We start from the raw sequence: 16,002 nt of genomic DNA on the forward strand, positions 1-16,002 counted from the left end.
GAACCCGGAAGCTAAGCCTCTCAGCGCCGATGGTACTGCAAGGGGGACCTTGTGGGAGAGTAGGACGCCGCCGGACTCAACGTAAGAAAAGATGTGGCCATCGGCCCTCCATCGAGAACTCGCAGGGGAGACCCTCGTTCTCGTGGAAGGCCGGTGGCCATTTCTGTTTTCCACGCACGAGCGTGACTCGACGTGCCGCCCGGTCCGTGATGGACTGGGACGGCACAGCGTCACGCAGGGCGCACACAACGACACAGCGGACGATCGCCGGCGCAGCAGTTCCGGCACGCATGAGGAGCAACAGTGGCGAACGACGACGAACGGCGGAACGACCGCGACGACGAGCGTGGGGAGCGACCCCGTCGGGATGGCGACAGCGCTCCTCGTCGTGATGGACCCCCTCGTCGTGACGGCCAGGGTGGTGGCCGTGGTGGATGGTCGTCTGGGCCTCGTGAGTTCGAGCGTCGGGAAGGCGATCGTCGCGACCGTCCCTCGCGTGATGGTGACCGACCGGCGCGCACCGACCGTCCCGCTCGGGACAGTGCCCCTGGGCGCGGGTTCCGGGACGGTGGACAGCGTTCTGATCGTCCGGCCTGGCGGGGAGACCGTGACGATGCCGGCCGTCCGCCGCGGTCGAGCGGCCCGCGGTCGGATCGTCCGTTCAGCTCCGACCGTCCCCGTCGGGATGGTGACCGTCCGTCTGGCTCGGATCGGCCGCGTCGGGATGGGGACCGTCCGTTCAACTCCGACCGTCCCCGCCGCGATGGGGATCGTCCGTTCAACTCCGACCGGCCGCGTCGTGATGGCGACCGTCCGTCCGGCTCGGATCGTCCGCGTCGGGATGGGGATCGTCCGTTCAACTCCGACCGTCCGCGTCGGGATGGTGACCGCCCCTTCAACTCGGACCGTCCGCGTCGCGATGGGGACCGTCCGTTCAACTCGGATCGTCCCCGTCGTGACGGGGATCGTCCGTTCAACTCCGACCGTCCTCGTCGGGATGGGGACCGTTCGTTCAACTCCGACCGTCCGCGTCGTGACAGCGACCGTCCGTCCGGCTCGGACCGCACGCGTCGTGATGGGGATCGTCCGTTCAACTCCGACCGTCCCCGCCGTGACGGTGACCGTCCGTTCAACTCCGACCGCCCCCGCCGTGACGGGGACCGCCCGGAGCGCGGCCAGTTCAGCACCCGCGGCGGCAGTGACGACCGCAAGCGCTTCGGCGACGGCTCCCGCGCGCCCGGTGCCCGCTTCGGCGAGTCCGCGCGTGACGACTGGGAAGACCGCGACCCGTACGGCACCCGCTCGATCCGCCCGCGTCACGAGGACCCGGAGATCCCCGACGAGGTCCAGGCGCGCGACCTGCACCCGCAGGCCCGCACGGAGCTGAAGACCCTCAGCAAGGACAACGCCGAGTGGGTGGCGCGACACCTGGTGACCGCGGCGATGTTCATCGACGACGACCCGGAGCTCGCGAACCAGCACGCCCTCAGCGCTGCCCGTCGTGCCGGTCGTGTCGCGGTCGTCCGCGAGACGGCAGCGATCACCGCCTACCGCCTCGGCGACTTCAGCACGGCGCTCCGCGAGCTGCGCACCTACCGGCGCATCTCCGGAAGGAACGACCAGCTCCCGATGATGGTCGACTGCGAGCGTGGGCTCGGTCGTCCGGAGCGGGCACTCGAACTCGGCCGGTCGGTGGAGCGTGCGGCGCTCGAGCCCGGTGTGCAGGTGGAGCTCGCGATCGCGATGTCCGGTGCCCGCCTCGACCTCGGGAATCCCACAGCCGCGCTCGGTGAGCTGGAGATTCCACAGCTCGACCCGTCCACGGCGTACACGTGGTCGCCCGCGCTCTACAGTGCTTACGCGGCCACGCTCGAGGAGCTCGGCCGCCAGGACGAGGCCGACGAGTGGTGGGCCCGTGTCGACCGTGCGGCAGAAGCGCTTGCCGAAGCCGCCGACGAAGACTCATGGGAGACAGTTGATGTGGTCGAGGAAACGTTCGAGATCGACGAGCCCGAAGACGAGCTCGAGCAGCCAGGAGACGTCGACGAGCTCGAACAGCCCGGAGACGTCGACGAGCCCGGCGAGCCCGACCAGCTCTCGCCCCTCGGAGACCCCGGCGCCGATGACGACCTCGACGACGAGCCCGACGACGACCTCGGCGAGATCGACGACGACAACCCCCGCGACGTCGACGGGTCCGCAGCCGGCTGACACCCCGCGTCCGCCGACGGACGGCGTCGACGTGGTCCTCACCGACCTCGACGGCGTCGTCTACCGCGGCCGCAACGCCATCCCGCACGCGGTGGAGGCCCTGACACAGGCGTCCCGCACCGCACGGGTGGGCTACATCACGAACAACGCCTCGCGTCGTCCGTCCGACGTCGCCGAGCACCTCGAGGGCTACGGGCTGCAGGTCGGCCCGGACGACGTCGTCACGTCGTCGCAGGCCGGCGTGCGGCTCCTCGAGACCCTGGTGCCGGCGGGCTCCACGATCCTGGTCATCGGCGGCATCGGACTGACCAGCATCGTCGAGCAGGCGGGCTTCACGGTGACCGCGAGTGCTGACGACGCACCGGCAGGCGTCATCCAGGGGTTCTCACCGGACCTCGGGTGGACGCAGCTCGCCGAGGCCTCGTTCGCCCTCGCGGACCCGCAGATCCCCTGGGTCGCGACGAACATGGACTGGTCGATCCCGGTGGAGCGTGGCATCGCGCCCGGCAACGGCACGCTCGTCGCCGCAGTGCACCAGGCGGTGGGGCGCATGCCCGTCGTGGCGGGCAAGCCCGAGCGACCGATCTTCGACGCGGCCCTGGCGCGCTTCGGTGGCGAGCGTCCGCTGTTCATCGGCGACCGACTCGACACCGACATCAAGGGCGCCAACGACGCCGGCATCCCGAGCGTGCTCGTGCTGACCGGCATCGACCAGGCCAAGCAGGTGCTGGCGGCCGACGAGCGTTCGCGTCCGACCTACGTGCTGCAGGACCTCCGCGGGCTGTCGGCACCGTACCCCGTGACGCACCGGCACACCGCCGACGACGGCACCCGCTACGTCAGTGTCGGTGACGCCACCGTGCGGATGCAGCGGAACGTGGTCCGAGTGGAGCAGGCGGGCTCCGACACGATGGACCTGCTGCGTGCCGGGGCGACGGCGATCTGGGACTCCGGCCTGGCCATCTACGGCCTCGACGTGGACCCGCAGCTGTACGGCGGCGAGTAGCGTGTCCGACGTGCCAGTCGACCAGCAGGAGCAGCCCAGCGACATCGCCGAGCGAGCCCGAGCGGCTGAGGAGCTGCCGCTGACCGAGCGTGCCGACGTCTTCGCCGGACTGCACGACGAGCTGCGCACGCGGCTCGAGAGCGGCGGCACCGCGAGTGCCTGACGCCGACATGACGGCCCCGGACTCGGTGCAGACCGACGGTGCCGCAGACACGGGCGAGCGCGCGGCCGCGGCCCCGGTCCGGCTCGACGCTGCGGTGGCCGCACGTGGACTCGCCAAGTCCCGCACCGCCGCCGCCAAGCTCATCCTGGACGGACGGGTCAGCGTGGACGGCGCTCCGGTCATCAAGGCATCGACACCGGTCACCGAGGACACCCAGATCGTGGTCGACGCCGGAGACGAGTGGGTGTCGCGCGCGGCGCTCAAGCTCGTCGGCGCGCTCGACACCTTCGGCGTGGACCCGTCGGGCCGTGTCGCGCTGGACGTCGGCGCCAGCACGGGTGGCTTCACGCAGGTGCTCCTGGCCCGCGGAGCCCGACGTGTGGTCGCGCTCGACGTCGGGCACGGGCAGATCGACCCGGTCGTGGGGCTCGACGACCGCGTCACCGTGGTCGAGGGCGTCAACGCCAGGAACCTGACGGCCGCCGACTACCTGGCGCTCGACCCCGCAGCGGGGGAGACCAGCCTGGTCGTCGGGGACCTGTCCTTCATCAGCCTGCGGATCGTCCTGCCCGCGCTCGTCGAGGCCGTGCCGGCGGACGAGTACGTCCTGCTCGTCAAGCCGCAGTTCGAGGTCGGTCGTGGCGGTGTGCGCGAGGGCATCGTGCACGACGCGGACCTGCGCAACGACGCCCTGATGAACGTGCTGTGGGCCGCGTGGGACCTCGGCTTCGGGACGTCCGGCATCGCGGCGTCACCGATCCTCGGCACCCACGGCAACCACGAGTACGTCGCGCGTCTCCAGCGGGGCGCAGGGTCGAACCCGACAGAATGGATCGACCGGGCCACGGAACTGGCGGAAGGAACCCCATGAGCGACGAACGGCACATCCTGCTCGTGTCGCACACGGGTCGGCGGGACTCGATCGACGCCGCGGTCGAGGTCTGCGACCTGCTGCACGCGGCCGGTGTCACCCCGGTGATGCCCTTCGACGAGTACGCCGACATCCGCCGAGCCGAGGCCTCCGTCGGCAAGGTCGACATCCTCGGTGTGGACGTCCAGCTCGAGGACCTCGAGATCGTCATCGTCCTCGGTGGTGACGGCACCATCCTCCGTGCCGCGGAACTCGCACGCGGCACCCACGCCCCGCTGGTCGGCGTCAACCTCGGCCACGTCGGGTTCCTCGCCGAGAGCGAGCGGGACGGCCTCGGCGAGACCGTCCAGCGCGCCCTGTCCGGCGACTACAACGTCGAGGAGCGCGTGGCACTGCAGGTCGACGTCGTCGTCGGCAACGAGGTCGTCTACTCGTCGTGGGCACTGAACGAGGCCACCATCGAGAAGGCCTCCCGCGAGCGCATGCTCGAGGTCGTCACAGAGGTCGACGGCCGTCCGCTGTCGTCGTTCGGGTGTGACGGCGTCGTCGTCTCCACCCCGACCGGCTCCACCGCGTACTCGTTCTCGGGCGGCGGCCCCATCGTGTGGCCGAACGTCGACGCCATCCTCATGGTGCCGCTGAGCGCCCACGCGCTGTTCTCGCGGCCGATCGTCGTCGGGCCGGACTGCGTCCTCGCGATCGAGGTCCTGCGTCGCACGAGCGGTGTCGGCGTGCTGTGGTGCGACGGCCGACGGACGCACGACCTGCCCCCGGGAGCCCGCGTCGAGGTCCGTCGCTCCCCGGAGCCCGTCCGCGTCGCACGGCTCAAGGACGCGCCCTTCACCGACCGCCTCGTGGCGAAGTTCCAGCTCCCGGTCGCCGGCTGGCGTGGCCCGCAGCACGACGACGAGGAGACCGGGGGCGACCGGTGATCGAGGAGATCTCCATCGCCGACCTCGGTGTGATCGGCGAGGCCACCCTCGAGCTCGGCCCCGGCTTCACCGTGGTCACGGGTGAGACCGGCGCCGGCAAGACCATGATCGTCACCGCGCTCGGGCTGCTGCTCGGTTCGCGGGCCGACGCCGGTTCCGTGCGCCGCGGTGCGTCGAGCGCCGTGGTCGAGGGCCGCTGGCACGTCCCGGACCACGCCACGGTGGTCGACCGCGTCGAGGACGCCGGCGGCGCCGTGGAGGACGGCGAGCTGATACTCACGCGCACGGTGTCAGCAGAGGGCCGCAGCCGTGCCACGGTCGGCGGCCGCAGCGCACCCGTCGCCGTGCTCGGGGAACTCGCCGACCAGCTCGTCACCGTCCACGGGCAGTCCGACCAGATCCGCCTGACGTCGTCCACCGCCCAGCGTGCGGCGCTCGACGGCTTCGGCGGTGCCACGGTCGAGAAGGCCCTGCGGAAGTACGTCACCGCGTACGACGCCTGGCAGGAGCACGCCGCCGAACTCGAGACCCTGACGCGTGACCGCGACGACCGGCTCGCTGAAGCTGCTCGGCTGCGCGCAGCCTCTGACGAGATCGAGGCCGCGGCACCCCAGCCCGGCGAGGACGCCGAGCTCGCGGAACGCGCTGAGCGTCTGGGGAACCTCGAGGAGCTCCGACTCTCCGCGGGCCTGGCGCACGAAGCCATCTCGTCCGAGTCCCTCGACGGCGCCGCGGACGTCATCGGCCTCGTCGAAGCCGCCCGTCGCGCCGTCGAGCGAGTCGTCAACGCCGACAGCACCCTGCAGCCCGTCCTCGAGCAGCTCACGGAACTCGGCATCCAGGCCAGCGAGGCCTCGGCGAGCCTGTCGAGCTACATCGGCTCGCTCGAGCCCGAAGCCGGACACGACCTCGAGCTCATCAACGAGCGCCGTGCCGTCCTGTCCGCCCTGGCTCGGAAGTACGGCGAGACCGTCGACGACGTCATCGCGTTCGGCGAACAGGCCTCGAACCGGCTGCTCGAACTCGACGGCGACGACGACCGCATCGTCGCCCTGCAGCAGGCCGTCGAGCAGGACGAGCAGACCCTCGCTGCAGCGGCATCCGCACTCACGGCCGCTCGTGCGAAGGCCGCGACCGACCTGGCCAAGCGCGTCACCGCCGAGCTGAAGACGCTGGCGATGGGCGGCGCGACCCTGGTGGTCGAGGTCACCGACGCCGGCGAGTACCGGCGCCACGGCCGGGACCAGGTCGCGATCCTGCTCCAGCCGCACTCCGGCACCGACCCGCGCCCGATCGGCAAGGGCGCTTCCGGTGGGGAGCTCTCCCGCGTGATGCTCGCGATCGAGGTCGTCATGGCCGGCAGCACGACCGTGCCCACGTTCGTGTTCGACGAGGTGGACGCCGGCGTCGGTGGTGCGGCGGCGATCGAGATCGGCCGTCGGCTGGCCGCGCTCGCCGAACGCACCCAGGTCATCGTCGTCACACACCTGGCGCAGGTGGCGGCGTTCGCGAACAACCACCTCAACGTCGTCAAGGACGCCAGCGGTGCGGTGACGTCGTCGAGCGTGCGGCGTCTGGAGGGCGACGACCGGCTGCAGGAGATGGCCCGCCTGCTCTCCGGTCTCGGCGACAGCGCCAGCGGCATGGAGCACGCCCGCGAACTGATCGAGGTCGCAGGCCGCTCCGCCTGAGCGCAGCGAACGCGACCACACGACCACCGCAACGCGCCCGGCGAACGCGAGTCGCGCCTCCCGGCACTTCTGACGTACGATGGAACCCCGTGGCGGACACTCTCAGCAGCGGTACCAAGGCAAGCACCCCGACCCCGAAGGTGACGAAGCAGATCTTCGTGACCGGCGGGGTCGTCTCGTCTCTCGGCAAGGGCCTGACGGCGGCCAGCCTCGGCAACCTCCTCACGGCTCGCGGCCTCCGGGTCGTCATGCAGAAGCTCGACCCGTACCTCAACGTGGACCCGGGCACCATGAACCCGTTCCAGCACGGCGAGGTCTTCGTGACCGACGACGGCGCCGAGACGGACCTCGACATCGGGCACTACGAGCGCTTCCTCGACATCAACCTGTCGCAGTCGGCGAACGTCACGACCGGTCAGGTGTACTCGACGGTCATCGCCAAGGAGCGCCGTGGCGAGTACCTCGGCGACACCGTGCAGGTCATCCCGCACATCACCGACGAGATCAAGCGTCGGATGCGCGAGCAGGCGGGGAACGACCCGCAGCCCGACGTCATCATCACCGAGGTCGGTGGCACCGTCGGCGACATCGAGTCCCAGCCGTTCCTCGAGTCCGCGCGCCAGGTGCGTCACGAGCTCGGCCGTAACAACGTGTTCTTCGTGCACGTGTCGCTGGTGCCGTTCATGAACGCGTCCGGTGAGCAGAAGACGAAGCCGACGCAGCACTCCGTCGCCGCGCTCCGCTCGATCGGCATCCAACCCGACGCTCTCGTGCTGCGCTCCGACCGCCCGGTGTCGGACTCGAACAAGCGCAAGATCGCGCTCATGTGCGACGTGGACGAGGACGCCGTGGTGAACGCCGTGGACGTGCCGTCGATCTACGACCTGCCGACGCTGCTGAACAGCCAGGGGCTCGACCAGGTCATCGTCGACGCCCTGCACCTCGAGGCCGGTGCGGTGGACTGGACCTCGTGGAACCCGGTGCTGCGCGCGGTGCACGAGCCGAAGAAGGACGTCACGATCGCCCTGGTCGGCAAGTACATCGACCTGCCGGACGCCTACCTGTCGGTCACCGAGGCGCTCCGTGCCGGTGGCTTCGCGCACACCGCCAAGGTCACGCTGAAGTGGGTCGTGTCCGACGACTGCACCACGCCCGAGGGCGCCGCGAAGCAGCTCGGCGACGTCGACGGCATCTGCGTCCCCGGCGGCTTCGGCGTGCGCGGGATCGAGGGCAAGCTCGGTGCGCTGAAGTTCGCGCGCGAGAACAAGATCCCCACGCTCGGCCTGTGCCTCGGCCTGCAGTGCATGGTCATCGAGTACGCCCGGCACGAGGCCGGGCTGGTCGACGCCTCGAGCTCCGAGTTCGACCCGGAGACCTCGACCCCCGTCATCGCGACGATGGCCGAGCAGGTGGACATCATCGCCGGTGGCGACCTCGGCGGCACGATGCGCCTGGGCCTCTACCCCGCCCACTTCACCGAGGGCTCGCTCGCCGCGTCGCTCTACGGCGCTCCCGAGGCCTCCGAGCGGCACCGTCACCGCTACGAGGTCAACAACCAGTACCGCCAGCAGATCGCGGACGCCGGCCTGGTGTTCTCGGGCACCTCGCCCGACGGCACGCTCGTCGAGTACGTCGAGCTGGACCGTGCGGAGCACCCGTTCTACATCGGCACGCAGGCGCACCCCGAGCTGCGCTCGCGGCCGAACAACGCACACCCGCTCTTCGCGGGCCTCGTCGAGGCCGCGATCGCGCGGAACGAGGCGTCGCGCCTCTTCGACCCGGAGTCGGAGCAGGTCGCGTAGCCAGCGTCACCACATGACGGACGGGAGGCTCGGTGCCAGCTGGCACCGAGCCTCCCGTCCGTCACATGGTCGGGGTGACGGTGGGCGCTGGTTGGATGGGCACGTGACTGACGCACCCATCGCCGACGAACCCGCATCCTTCGACGTGACCGACTCCGCGCTCGTGTACGAGGGCGCCGTGTGGGACGTCCGCCGCGACACCGTGGCGTACGGCGACGGCAGCATGGTGCGCGAGTACATCGACCACACCGGTGCCGTCGGCGTCTGGGCCGAGGACGACGAGGGCCGCGTGCTCCTCATCCAGCAGTACCGCCACCCGGTGCACGTGCGCGACTGGGAGCTGCCGGCCGGGCTGCTCGACCACCCGGGGGAGGACCACCTCGTGGCCGCGCAGCGCGAGCTCGCAGAAGAGGCAGACGTCGAGGCCGACACGTGGGAGCCGCTCGTCCACTACAACACCTCGTCCGGTGGCAGCAACGAGTTCATCCAGATCTACCGGGCCCGTGGCGTCCGGGCCACGGCGTCCGCGTTCGAGCGCGAGGCAGAGGAGGCCGACATCCTGGTGCGGTGGGTGCCGCGCGCCGAGGTCGTCGCGGGGATCCTCGGCGGTCGGCTCCACAACTCGGCGCTCATCGTCGCGGCGCTCGCCGTGGACGCGATCGAACGCGGCTGACGGTGCGGGCGGACGCTAGCCTCGTCGGGTGATCCCGCTCGACCGTGCCATCGAGACCTACCTGCGGCACGTCGCCATCGAGCGGGGCCTGTCCGACCACACCCTGTCGGCCTACCGGCGGGACCTGACGACGTTCGCCGAGTGGATCGCCACCCAGCCCGAGGTGTCGTCGGCGGGGGCTGACCGAGCCGGCGGTGCGTCGGTGGCCGGTGACGTGGAGCGAATCGCGCGGGCGGACCTCGCCGGGTTCGTGACGTACCTGGCGACGCGTGAGCCCACTCCGTTGGCGCCGCGGTCCGTCGCCCGGATGCTCAGCTCCGTGCGGTCCTTCACTGCGTTCGCGGCGGGGGAGGGCTGGCTGCCGCTCGACCCAGGCGCTTCCGTCCGCCCGCCGAAGGCCCCGATGCGGCTGCCGAAGGCGATCTCGGTGCACGACATGGAGCGGCTGCTCGGAGCGGTCGACGGTGACGACCCCGTGCAGCTCCGCGACCGGGCGCTGCTCGAGCTCCTCTACGCCACGGGTGCGCGCATCTCCGAGGCCGTCGGGTTGTCCGTGGACGACGTCACCACGCTGTCCGGGCTCGATGACGCAGCCGACGAGGACACCGACGTCTCCGTGGTGCGGGTCACCGGCAAGGGGAACAAGCAGCGCATCGTGCCGCTCGGCAGCTACGCCCGGGCTGCGGTCGAGGCCTACCTGGTGCGGGCACGGCCGCTGTTCGCCGCACGGGGGGCCTCGACGCCGGCGCTGTTCCTCGGCGCCCGGGGTGCGCGGCTGTCCCGCCAGAGCGCCTGGCTCGTGATCCAGGCTGCTGCCGAGGGTGCCGACCTCGCCGAGCACGTGTCGCCACACACGTTCCGGCACTCGTTCGCGACGCACCTGCTCGAGGGCGGGGCGGACGTGCGCGTGGTGCAGGAGCTGCTCGGGCACGCGAGCGTCGCGACGACGCAGATCTACACGATGGTGACGGCGGACATGCTGCGGGACGTGTACCAGACGGCGCATCCGCGGGCGCGGCGGTAGCGCGGGGCGGGGTGCGGTGCGGTGCGTGGTGGCGTGCGCGCGCCAAACTCTCGCGTCGATGGAGCAGAAATCGTCGAGTCCCGCGGGGCCGATCGACAGTTACTGCTCCCTCGATGCCCGAGCATCGGGCGCGTGGCGGGTGCGGGAGCGTCGCGCAACCGCCTGGCCGACGAACGACCCGAGCAACAGCCCGAGCAGACAGAGCGCGAGCGACTCGACAGCGGCATCTGATCCTGGACGTGCGAGGACGGCCGCCAACGCGCCGAACCAGGCGGCGACGGGGACACATGCGAGCACGGTGCCGAGGATGCGACCGGTCCGCGCCGCAGCGATTCCGAACAGGAGGCCGCAAGCCAGACTCAGGACGATGATCACGGCAACCGTTCTAGCAGGCCGTCCGACATCGGCGGACGGTGTCGGTATGTCCCGCGTCAGAACATATGGGACACGGCGACGACGCCCGTCGCCAACGCCACGACCATCGACGAGGCCGACAGACTCCGCGCGACCGGACGCCAGGCCCCGGTCGCGTTCGGGTGCACGAGCCCGGCGACCCCGGCGGCGAACCCGAGCACACTGCAGGCGCCCCAGGGGTTCAGCGCCACGGACGTGACGGCCAGCACGACGGCCAGGAACGTGAGCACACAGAAGCGCTGCGCGGCGCCGGCACCGTAGGCCCATGTGCGGCTCTCGACCGGGTGGGTGAGCACCGAGAACGCCGGGCCGGTGGGCGTCACGACGATGGGCCGGACGGCCTCGACCGGGCGGCTGGGGAGTGCCCTGGTGGCCTCACCCCAGGCGCCGCCGTCCCACCAGCGGAGACGGGCGGTGTCCCGGGGGTCCGGGAACCAGCCTGCAGCCGGCAGCGTCACGACGAGCTCCTGAGAACGGTGGATGGTGCTCTCTGACGCTATGACGACGCTGCCGCCTGTCCCAGTCCCAACCCGGGTGTCGGCAGGAAGGGGGACAGGCGGCGAGCGGGGTTCAGGCGGGGACGGGGGCGGCGTCCACCTCGCGCATGACTGCGGCGACCGCGGCGAGCTGCCGGGCGTTGAAGTCGACGCCGAGCTGGTTCGGCACGGTGACGAGCACCGTGTCGGCAGCGCGGACGGCGGCGTCGGCGGCGAGCTCGGCGACGAGGTCCTCGGGCGAACCGATGTACGAGCGACCGAACCGGGCGAGACCGCCGTCGAGGTACCCGACCTGGTCGGAACCCTCGGCCTGCGCACGGATGCCGAAGTAGTGCTGGGACTCGTCGTCGATGATCGGGATGATGCTGCGCGACACCGAGACCCGCGGTGTGCGCTCCCAGCCCGACTCGGCCCAGACGCGACGGAAGCGCTCGATCTGCTCGGCCTGCAGCTGGTCGAACGGCACGCCGGTGTCCTCGGTGAGCAGGGTCGAGGACATCAGGTTCATGCCCTGCTCGGCCGTCCACTCCGCGGTGGCACGGGTACCGGCACCCCACCAGATGCGGTCGCCGAGCCCGTCGGAGAGCGGCAGGATCGGCAGCGAGCCCTCGGCCCCGGTCATCTGGGGGTTCGCGTTCGCCATCGGCTCGCCGGCGATCGCGCGGCGGAAGACGCTGGTGTGCGCACGGGCCAGGTCGGCGCCGTTCGGGTCAGAGGCCTCGGGCACGTAGCCGAAGGACTGGTACCCGGCCTGGGCGGTCTCGGGTGACCCACGGCTCACGCCGAGCTGCAGTCGCCCGCCGGAGATGAAGTCGGTCGCTGCCGCTTCCTCCGCCATGTACAGCGGGTTCTCGTAGCGCATGTCGATCACGCCGGTGCCGATCTCGATGCGGCTGGTCTTCGCGGCGATCGCGGACAGGAGCGGGAAGGGCGCCGCCTGCTGCTGCGCGAAGTGGTGGACGCGGAAGTACGCGCCGTCGACGCCGGCCTCTTCCGCAGCCACCGCGAGGTCGATGCCCTGCAGCAGGGCTTCACGACCGCTGCGCACCCTCGACCCCGGCACGTCGCGCCAGTGTCCGAACGACAGGAACCCGATCTTCGTCATGTCCATGCGAACGCATCCGCGATCGTGGCGATTCCGAAGTCACCGGATCCGCGTCGAGATCCATCCTCGTACCCGGGCGTGGAGCGGAGGAGGGCTCGCGGCTGCCCGGTGCTCGTGGAGGCGCTCGAGGTGGCGTTCCGCCTGCGTGATGCTCCGTGTGACCTCGAGGATGACGGAACGGGCCACCGCCCCGTTGACCGTGACGTCGACGATCCACTGCGGTGAGCGCCGAGGCATCCGCAGCGGACTCAGGAGCGCGACGAGCGCGATCGCCGTGAAGACGGCTGTGAGGGGGATCGCGGCCGTCTGCGCGACGACCAGGGCGCCGGCCCACGCGGACGCGGTGACGAGGAGGATCATGAGGACGGGGCCAGCCAGGTTCGCCACCCGATTTCCCCGACCTTGCGACGTGAGGGCAGCAGCGGGGACGGCGAACGCCGCGATGGCCAGGAGTCCTGTGGCCACCAGCGCCAACGCGACCACCGCGATGGAACGGCGCAGCCCGAGCCCTGAACACGCAGCGATGACAGCGACGGTCCCACCGAAGACGGACGCATGCACGACCAGCGCGAGCAGCACGCGCGGGAGTGACGCGGTCGCGCGTTCTGGCAGGCGTCCGAGTTGTGCACGTCGTTGCGCGAGAGCGCTCGTCGCGTGGTCGACCTGCCGGTCGAAGTCCGAGACGTTGAGCGCCGCCAGTGGAACGCCGAACGCCACGACCGCCGCGGTCAGGGGCACCGTGGCTGCGAAGAGGCCGGCTCTCGTCGGATCGACGACGCATGCCGCGATCTGGCCCGCGAACAGCAACAGCGCCGAGAGCATGATGAGCTGCGCGACGGCTCCCATCGCGCGGCGGAAACGACGACGGCTCTGGACGTCGGCCAACGTGAACTGCCCACCGAGCGAGATGCCGAAGGCGGCCACCGTGGTGCCGACGAAGGCGCTCAGGACGTCCACGATCCCGCCGTCATCGGCCCTTCCGACGACGACGAGCCAGTCGAACACCTCGCCGGACAACACCCCTGGCAACGACAGGGCGCGCACCGCGGTACCGACGAGGAGGATCACAGCGAAGAACAGCATGGTCGAAGCCACGACGTTCCTCCAACGCACCGGAAGCGGTTCCACCTGCTCGTTGTCGACCACATCCCGACGGTAACGGGACGTGGAGACATTCCGCACGACTACGGTCGGCTCCATGGAGTTCGACCCGCGCCAGGCGCTGACCGACGAGCGGGCGCGGTCCGAGAAGCTGCTGGCCGACGTCGAACGGAGCATGCAGGACGTCAGCGACGCCCGCGACGGCGCGAACACGGACGACGAGCACGACCCCGAGGGCGCGACGCTCGCCTGGGAACGCGGCTCGCTGGGCCCGGTGCGGGACGACGCCCGTCGCAGGATCGAACTGGTCGACGCGGCGCTGGCCCGGCTCGACGTGGGCACGTACGGAGCGTGCGCCGTCGGCGGCGAGCCGATCCCGGAGGCGCGACTGGCGGCGGTCCCATGGGCCGCCACCTGCGTCGCGCACGCGTGACGAGCCTCCCGTCCGCCTCCTGGTGACGTGACCCGGCCTGGAGGCTCGACCACCGTCCGCGACGGAGGCGACGGTCACCTGCTGCGCCGCTGATTCTCAGCCGCGAGCCATACCGTTCCCGCATGGAGACGGACCGGGACCACCCCCCTGCGAACGCAGTCGAGGCTGCACGGCCGCAGCGGTTCCGGTGGTTCCACGACATGCGCGCCTGGATCCACGCGCGGCCGCACGTGCACCTGTTCTGGAAGGTGCTGATCGGCATCGTCGGCGGGCTCGTCGTGATCATCGGGCTGGTCCTGGTGCCGCTGCCGGGGCCCGGGTGGCTCGTCGTGTTCATCGGGCTGACGATCCTGGCCAGTGAGTTCCACTTCTTCCACCGGATCATCACGTGGCTCCGGGCGCAGCTCCACCGGTTCTGGGACTGGGCGAAGGCCCGCGGTCCTCGGTGGCTGCGCCGGATGGCCGACCGCAACAAGGCGGACGTCGACGCTGCGCACGAGGACGCCCACCGGACCATGGGCCGACAGGCCCGGCCCGGGCACTGACGCGCGGGGTCGGGGTCGGTCGGCTGTGGCCGCGCTCGTGCGGTGTTGACCACTCGGTGCGAGGTCGTGTCGGCGCACGGGGTGGTCGAGCTCGCACCAGCTGAGAGACGGCGCACGGTGCGAGCCGACCGACAGTGCCCGCGCGGTCAGTCGGCTGCGGCGGCGGTGCGGATCGAGCCGGTGGCGGTGCGCTCGAGGACCTCGGACGCGTGCTCCTCGACCTCGGCGGCGTCCTTCGACGCGAGCTGCAGCACGAGGGCGACCCCCGCGGCGAGGACGATGAACGCGCCGTACCCGGCGATGACCGGCACGAGGCCGACCGTCGGTTCGAGCAGACCCCCGATGACGGCCGGCACGCCGAACGCAAGGTAGCTGACGACGTAGATCGTCGAGAGCAGTCCCGCACGGTGCGTCGGAGCAGCGGTCGCGAGCAGCATCCGGAGCGGCGCCTGGAACCCCGCGCCGAACCCGACGCCAGCGATGGCACTGCCGACGACGAGCCCCGGCAGGGAGTGGGCGAACACGAAGCCGACCGTGACGACCGGGCCCAGGATGAGCGCGACGAGGCCGATGAGCACGCCGACGCGGGCGTCGAGCCGCTGGATCGCGATGCCCGTCGCAGCGCCGACACCGGTGACGACGGCGATCAGGGCCCCGGCGGCGAAGTGGTTGTCGATGCCGAAGATCGCGCCGAGCGCCGAGGGCACGAGCGAGAGGAACAGACCACCGAGGGCCCAGCTCGCGACGAGGGACCCCGCGACGCCGCGGAACAGCCGGCGTGAGGACCGCGGCACGGCGATCGTCGGGCGGAGGGAGCGCAGGGCTCCCGGACGTCGGGTGACCTGCTCGGGGACGACGACGAGCGCGACGAGCATGAGCACGAGGAGCACGCCGAACAGCAGGTAGACGAACTGCTCGGGCGCTGGGCCCCACTCGACCAGGGCGCCGCTCGACAGGGCGCCGGTGGCGAGTGCGATCGGCGGGACGGCGCCGTTGAGCACGCCGGCGAGGGTGGGGTGGCGCTCGAGCGAGTTGTCGATGAGCGCGGCCCCGAGGGCGCCGATGAGCAGCCCGACGGAGACGCCCTGCAGCACGCGGTCGAGGATGAGCGCCCCGAGGCCGTCCGCGACGGCGAACAGCCCGAGCGAGACCGCCAGGCCGATGCCCCCGGCCACGAGCACCGGCTTCCGACCGACGTGGTCGGACAGCCGCCCGGCCACGAGCAGGCTCGCCAGCAGCCCGGCGACGTAGATCGCGAACACCGCGGTGAGCATGAGCGGGGTCAGGTGCCACTCGGCGGCGTACACCGGGTAGATCGGCGACGGCACGGCCGAGGACGCCAGCGACACGAGCAGCAGCGCCGCGATGATCCAGAACCCGGCGACCGAGCGAGTGGACTGCATGAGCGACCCTTCCGTAGTGCGAAACCCGTTGTGCGAGACCCGTTGTACGAGTCGGGTCGTACCGCATTGGTACAGCACGACCGCTGTACGACGCAAGTCGTACTGGGAGGCGAACCCTGGTAGCGTCCCGT

15 protein-coding genes and 1 rRNA gene are annotated in these 16,002 nt (G+C 71.1%); 12 read left to right on the plus strand and 4 right to left on the minus strand.

The window, feature by feature from the left end; all coding sequences use genetic code 11:
* From rrf to ITJ54_RS10840, 10 genes are all read left to right on the plus strand, one after another.
* A 5S ribosomal RNA gene (rrf, locus tag ITJ54_RS10795) occupies positions 1–76 on the plus strand; the annotation flags it as partial.
* Positions 77–1,416: 1,340 nt separating this feature from the next.
* Positions 1,417–2,211, plus strand: coding sequence for a hypothetical protein (locus ITJ54_RS10800; RefSeq protein WP_323741684.1), 795 nt, complete (start codon positions 1,417–1,419; stop codon positions 2,209–2,211).
* Positions 2,212–2,242: 31 nt separating this feature from the next.
* Positions 2,243–3,217 (plus strand): HAD-IIA family hydrolase, encoded by a 975-nt coding sequence (locus ITJ54_RS10805; RefSeq protein ID WP_323741685.1) that lies wholly within the window; start codon positions 2,243–2,245, stop codon positions 3,215–3,217.
* Between the two features lie 10 nt (positions 3,218–3,227).
* On the plus strand, positions 3,228–3,380 hold the full coding sequence (locus ITJ54_RS10810; RefSeq protein ID WP_194628818.1) for a hypothetical protein: 153 nt from the start codon (positions 3,228–3,230) through the stop codon (positions 3,378–3,380).
* The gene (locus ITJ54_RS10815) at positions 3,373–4,251 is read left to right on the plus strand and encodes a TlyA family RNA methyltransferase (RefSeq protein ID WP_323741686.1); all 879 of its coding nucleotides are present in this window, start codon (positions 3,373–3,375) and stop codon (positions 4,249–4,251) included. Before ITJ54_RS10810 ends, ITJ54_RS10815 begins: the two co-directional genes overlap by 8 nt.
* Positions 4,248–5,183, plus strand: a complete 936-nt coding sequence (locus ITJ54_RS10820) for an NAD kinase (RefSeq protein ID WP_194628183.1) — start codon at positions 4,248–4,250, stop codon at positions 5,181–5,183. The genes ITJ54_RS10815 and ITJ54_RS10820 overlap by 4 nt, the downstream gene beginning before the upstream one ends.
* The gene (recN, locus tag ITJ54_RS10825; protein ID WP_194628185.1) at positions 5,180–6,874 is read left to right on the plus strand and encodes a DNA repair protein RecN; all 1,695 of its coding nucleotides are present in this window, start codon (positions 5,180–5,182) and stop codon (positions 6,872–6,874) included. The genes ITJ54_RS10820 and recN overlap by 4 nt, the downstream gene beginning before the upstream one ends.
* An 89-nt stretch (positions 6,875–6,963) precedes the next feature.
* Positions 6,964–8,676, plus strand: coding sequence for a CTP synthase (locus ITJ54_RS10830; protein WP_323741687.1), 1,713 nt, complete (start codon positions 6,964–6,966; stop codon positions 8,674–8,676).
* A gap of 103 nt (positions 8,677–8,779) precedes the next feature.
* Positions 8,780–9,349, plus strand: a complete 570-nt coding sequence (locus tag ITJ54_RS10835) for an NUDIX hydrolase (protein WP_323741688.1) — start codon at positions 8,780–8,782, stop codon at positions 9,347–9,349.
* 31 nt (positions 9,350–9,380) lie between these two features.
* Positions 9,381–10,373, plus strand: coding sequence for a site-specific tyrosine recombinase XerD (locus ITJ54_RS10840; protein ID WP_194628758.1), 993 nt, complete (start codon positions 9,381–9,383; stop codon positions 10,371–10,373).
* 431 nt (positions 10,374–10,804) lie between these two features.
* On the opposite strand, the gene ITJ54_RS10845 is transcribed toward ITJ54_RS10840, so the two are convergent.
* The 3 genes from ITJ54_RS10845 to ITJ54_RS10855 form a co-directional block, all read right to left on the minus strand.
* Positions 10,805–11,245: a DUF2510 domain-containing protein gene (locus ITJ54_RS10845; protein ID WP_194628189.1), complete on the minus strand. Its 441-nt coding sequence runs from the start codon at positions 11,243–11,245 to the stop codon at positions 10,805–10,807.
* A gap of 112 nt (positions 11,246–11,357) precedes the next feature.
* Entirely contained in the window at positions 11,358–12,395 is a 1,038-nt protein-coding gene (locus tag ITJ54_RS10850; protein WP_194628191.1) for an LLM class flavin-dependent oxidoreductase, read from the minus strand.
* A gap of 33 nt (positions 12,396–12,428) precedes the next feature.
* Positions 12,429–13,484 (minus strand): hypothetical protein, encoded by a 1,056-nt coding sequence (locus ITJ54_RS10855; protein ID WP_194628193.1) that lies wholly within the window; start codon positions 13,482–13,484, stop codon positions 12,429–12,431.
* Between the two features lie 103 nt (positions 13,485–13,587).
* Between ITJ54_RS10855 and ITJ54_RS10860 the strand changes: the two genes are divergently transcribed.
* Both ITJ54_RS10860 and ITJ54_RS10865 read left to right on the plus strand, forming a co-directional pair.
* Positions 13,588–13,923 (plus strand): TraR/DksA family transcriptional regulator, encoded by a 336-nt coding sequence (locus tag ITJ54_RS10860; protein ID WP_194628195.1) that lies wholly within the window; start codon positions 13,588–13,590, stop codon positions 13,921–13,923.
* 122 nt (positions 13,924–14,045) lie between these two features.
* The gene (locus ITJ54_RS10865; protein WP_228509298.1) at positions 14,046–14,468 is read left to right on the plus strand and encodes a TIGR02611 family protein; all 423 of its coding nucleotides are present in this window, start codon (positions 14,046–14,048) and stop codon (positions 14,466–14,468) included.
* Between the two features lie 146 nt (positions 14,469–14,614).
* Here the strand turns inward: ITJ54_RS10865 and ITJ54_RS10870 are convergent, their stop codons facing one another.
* Entirely contained in the window at positions 14,615–15,871 is a 1,257-nt protein-coding gene (locus ITJ54_RS10870) for an MFS transporter (RefSeq protein WP_194628197.1), read from the minus strand.
* Between the last annotated feature and the right edge of the window lie 131 nt (positions 15,872–16,002).

Origin of the sequence: Curtobacterium sp. VKM Ac-2865 (genome assembly GCF_015350905.1) — a bacterium.
Classification (GTDB): Bacteria; Actinomycetota; Actinomycetes; order Actinomycetales; family Microbacteriaceae; genus Curtobacterium.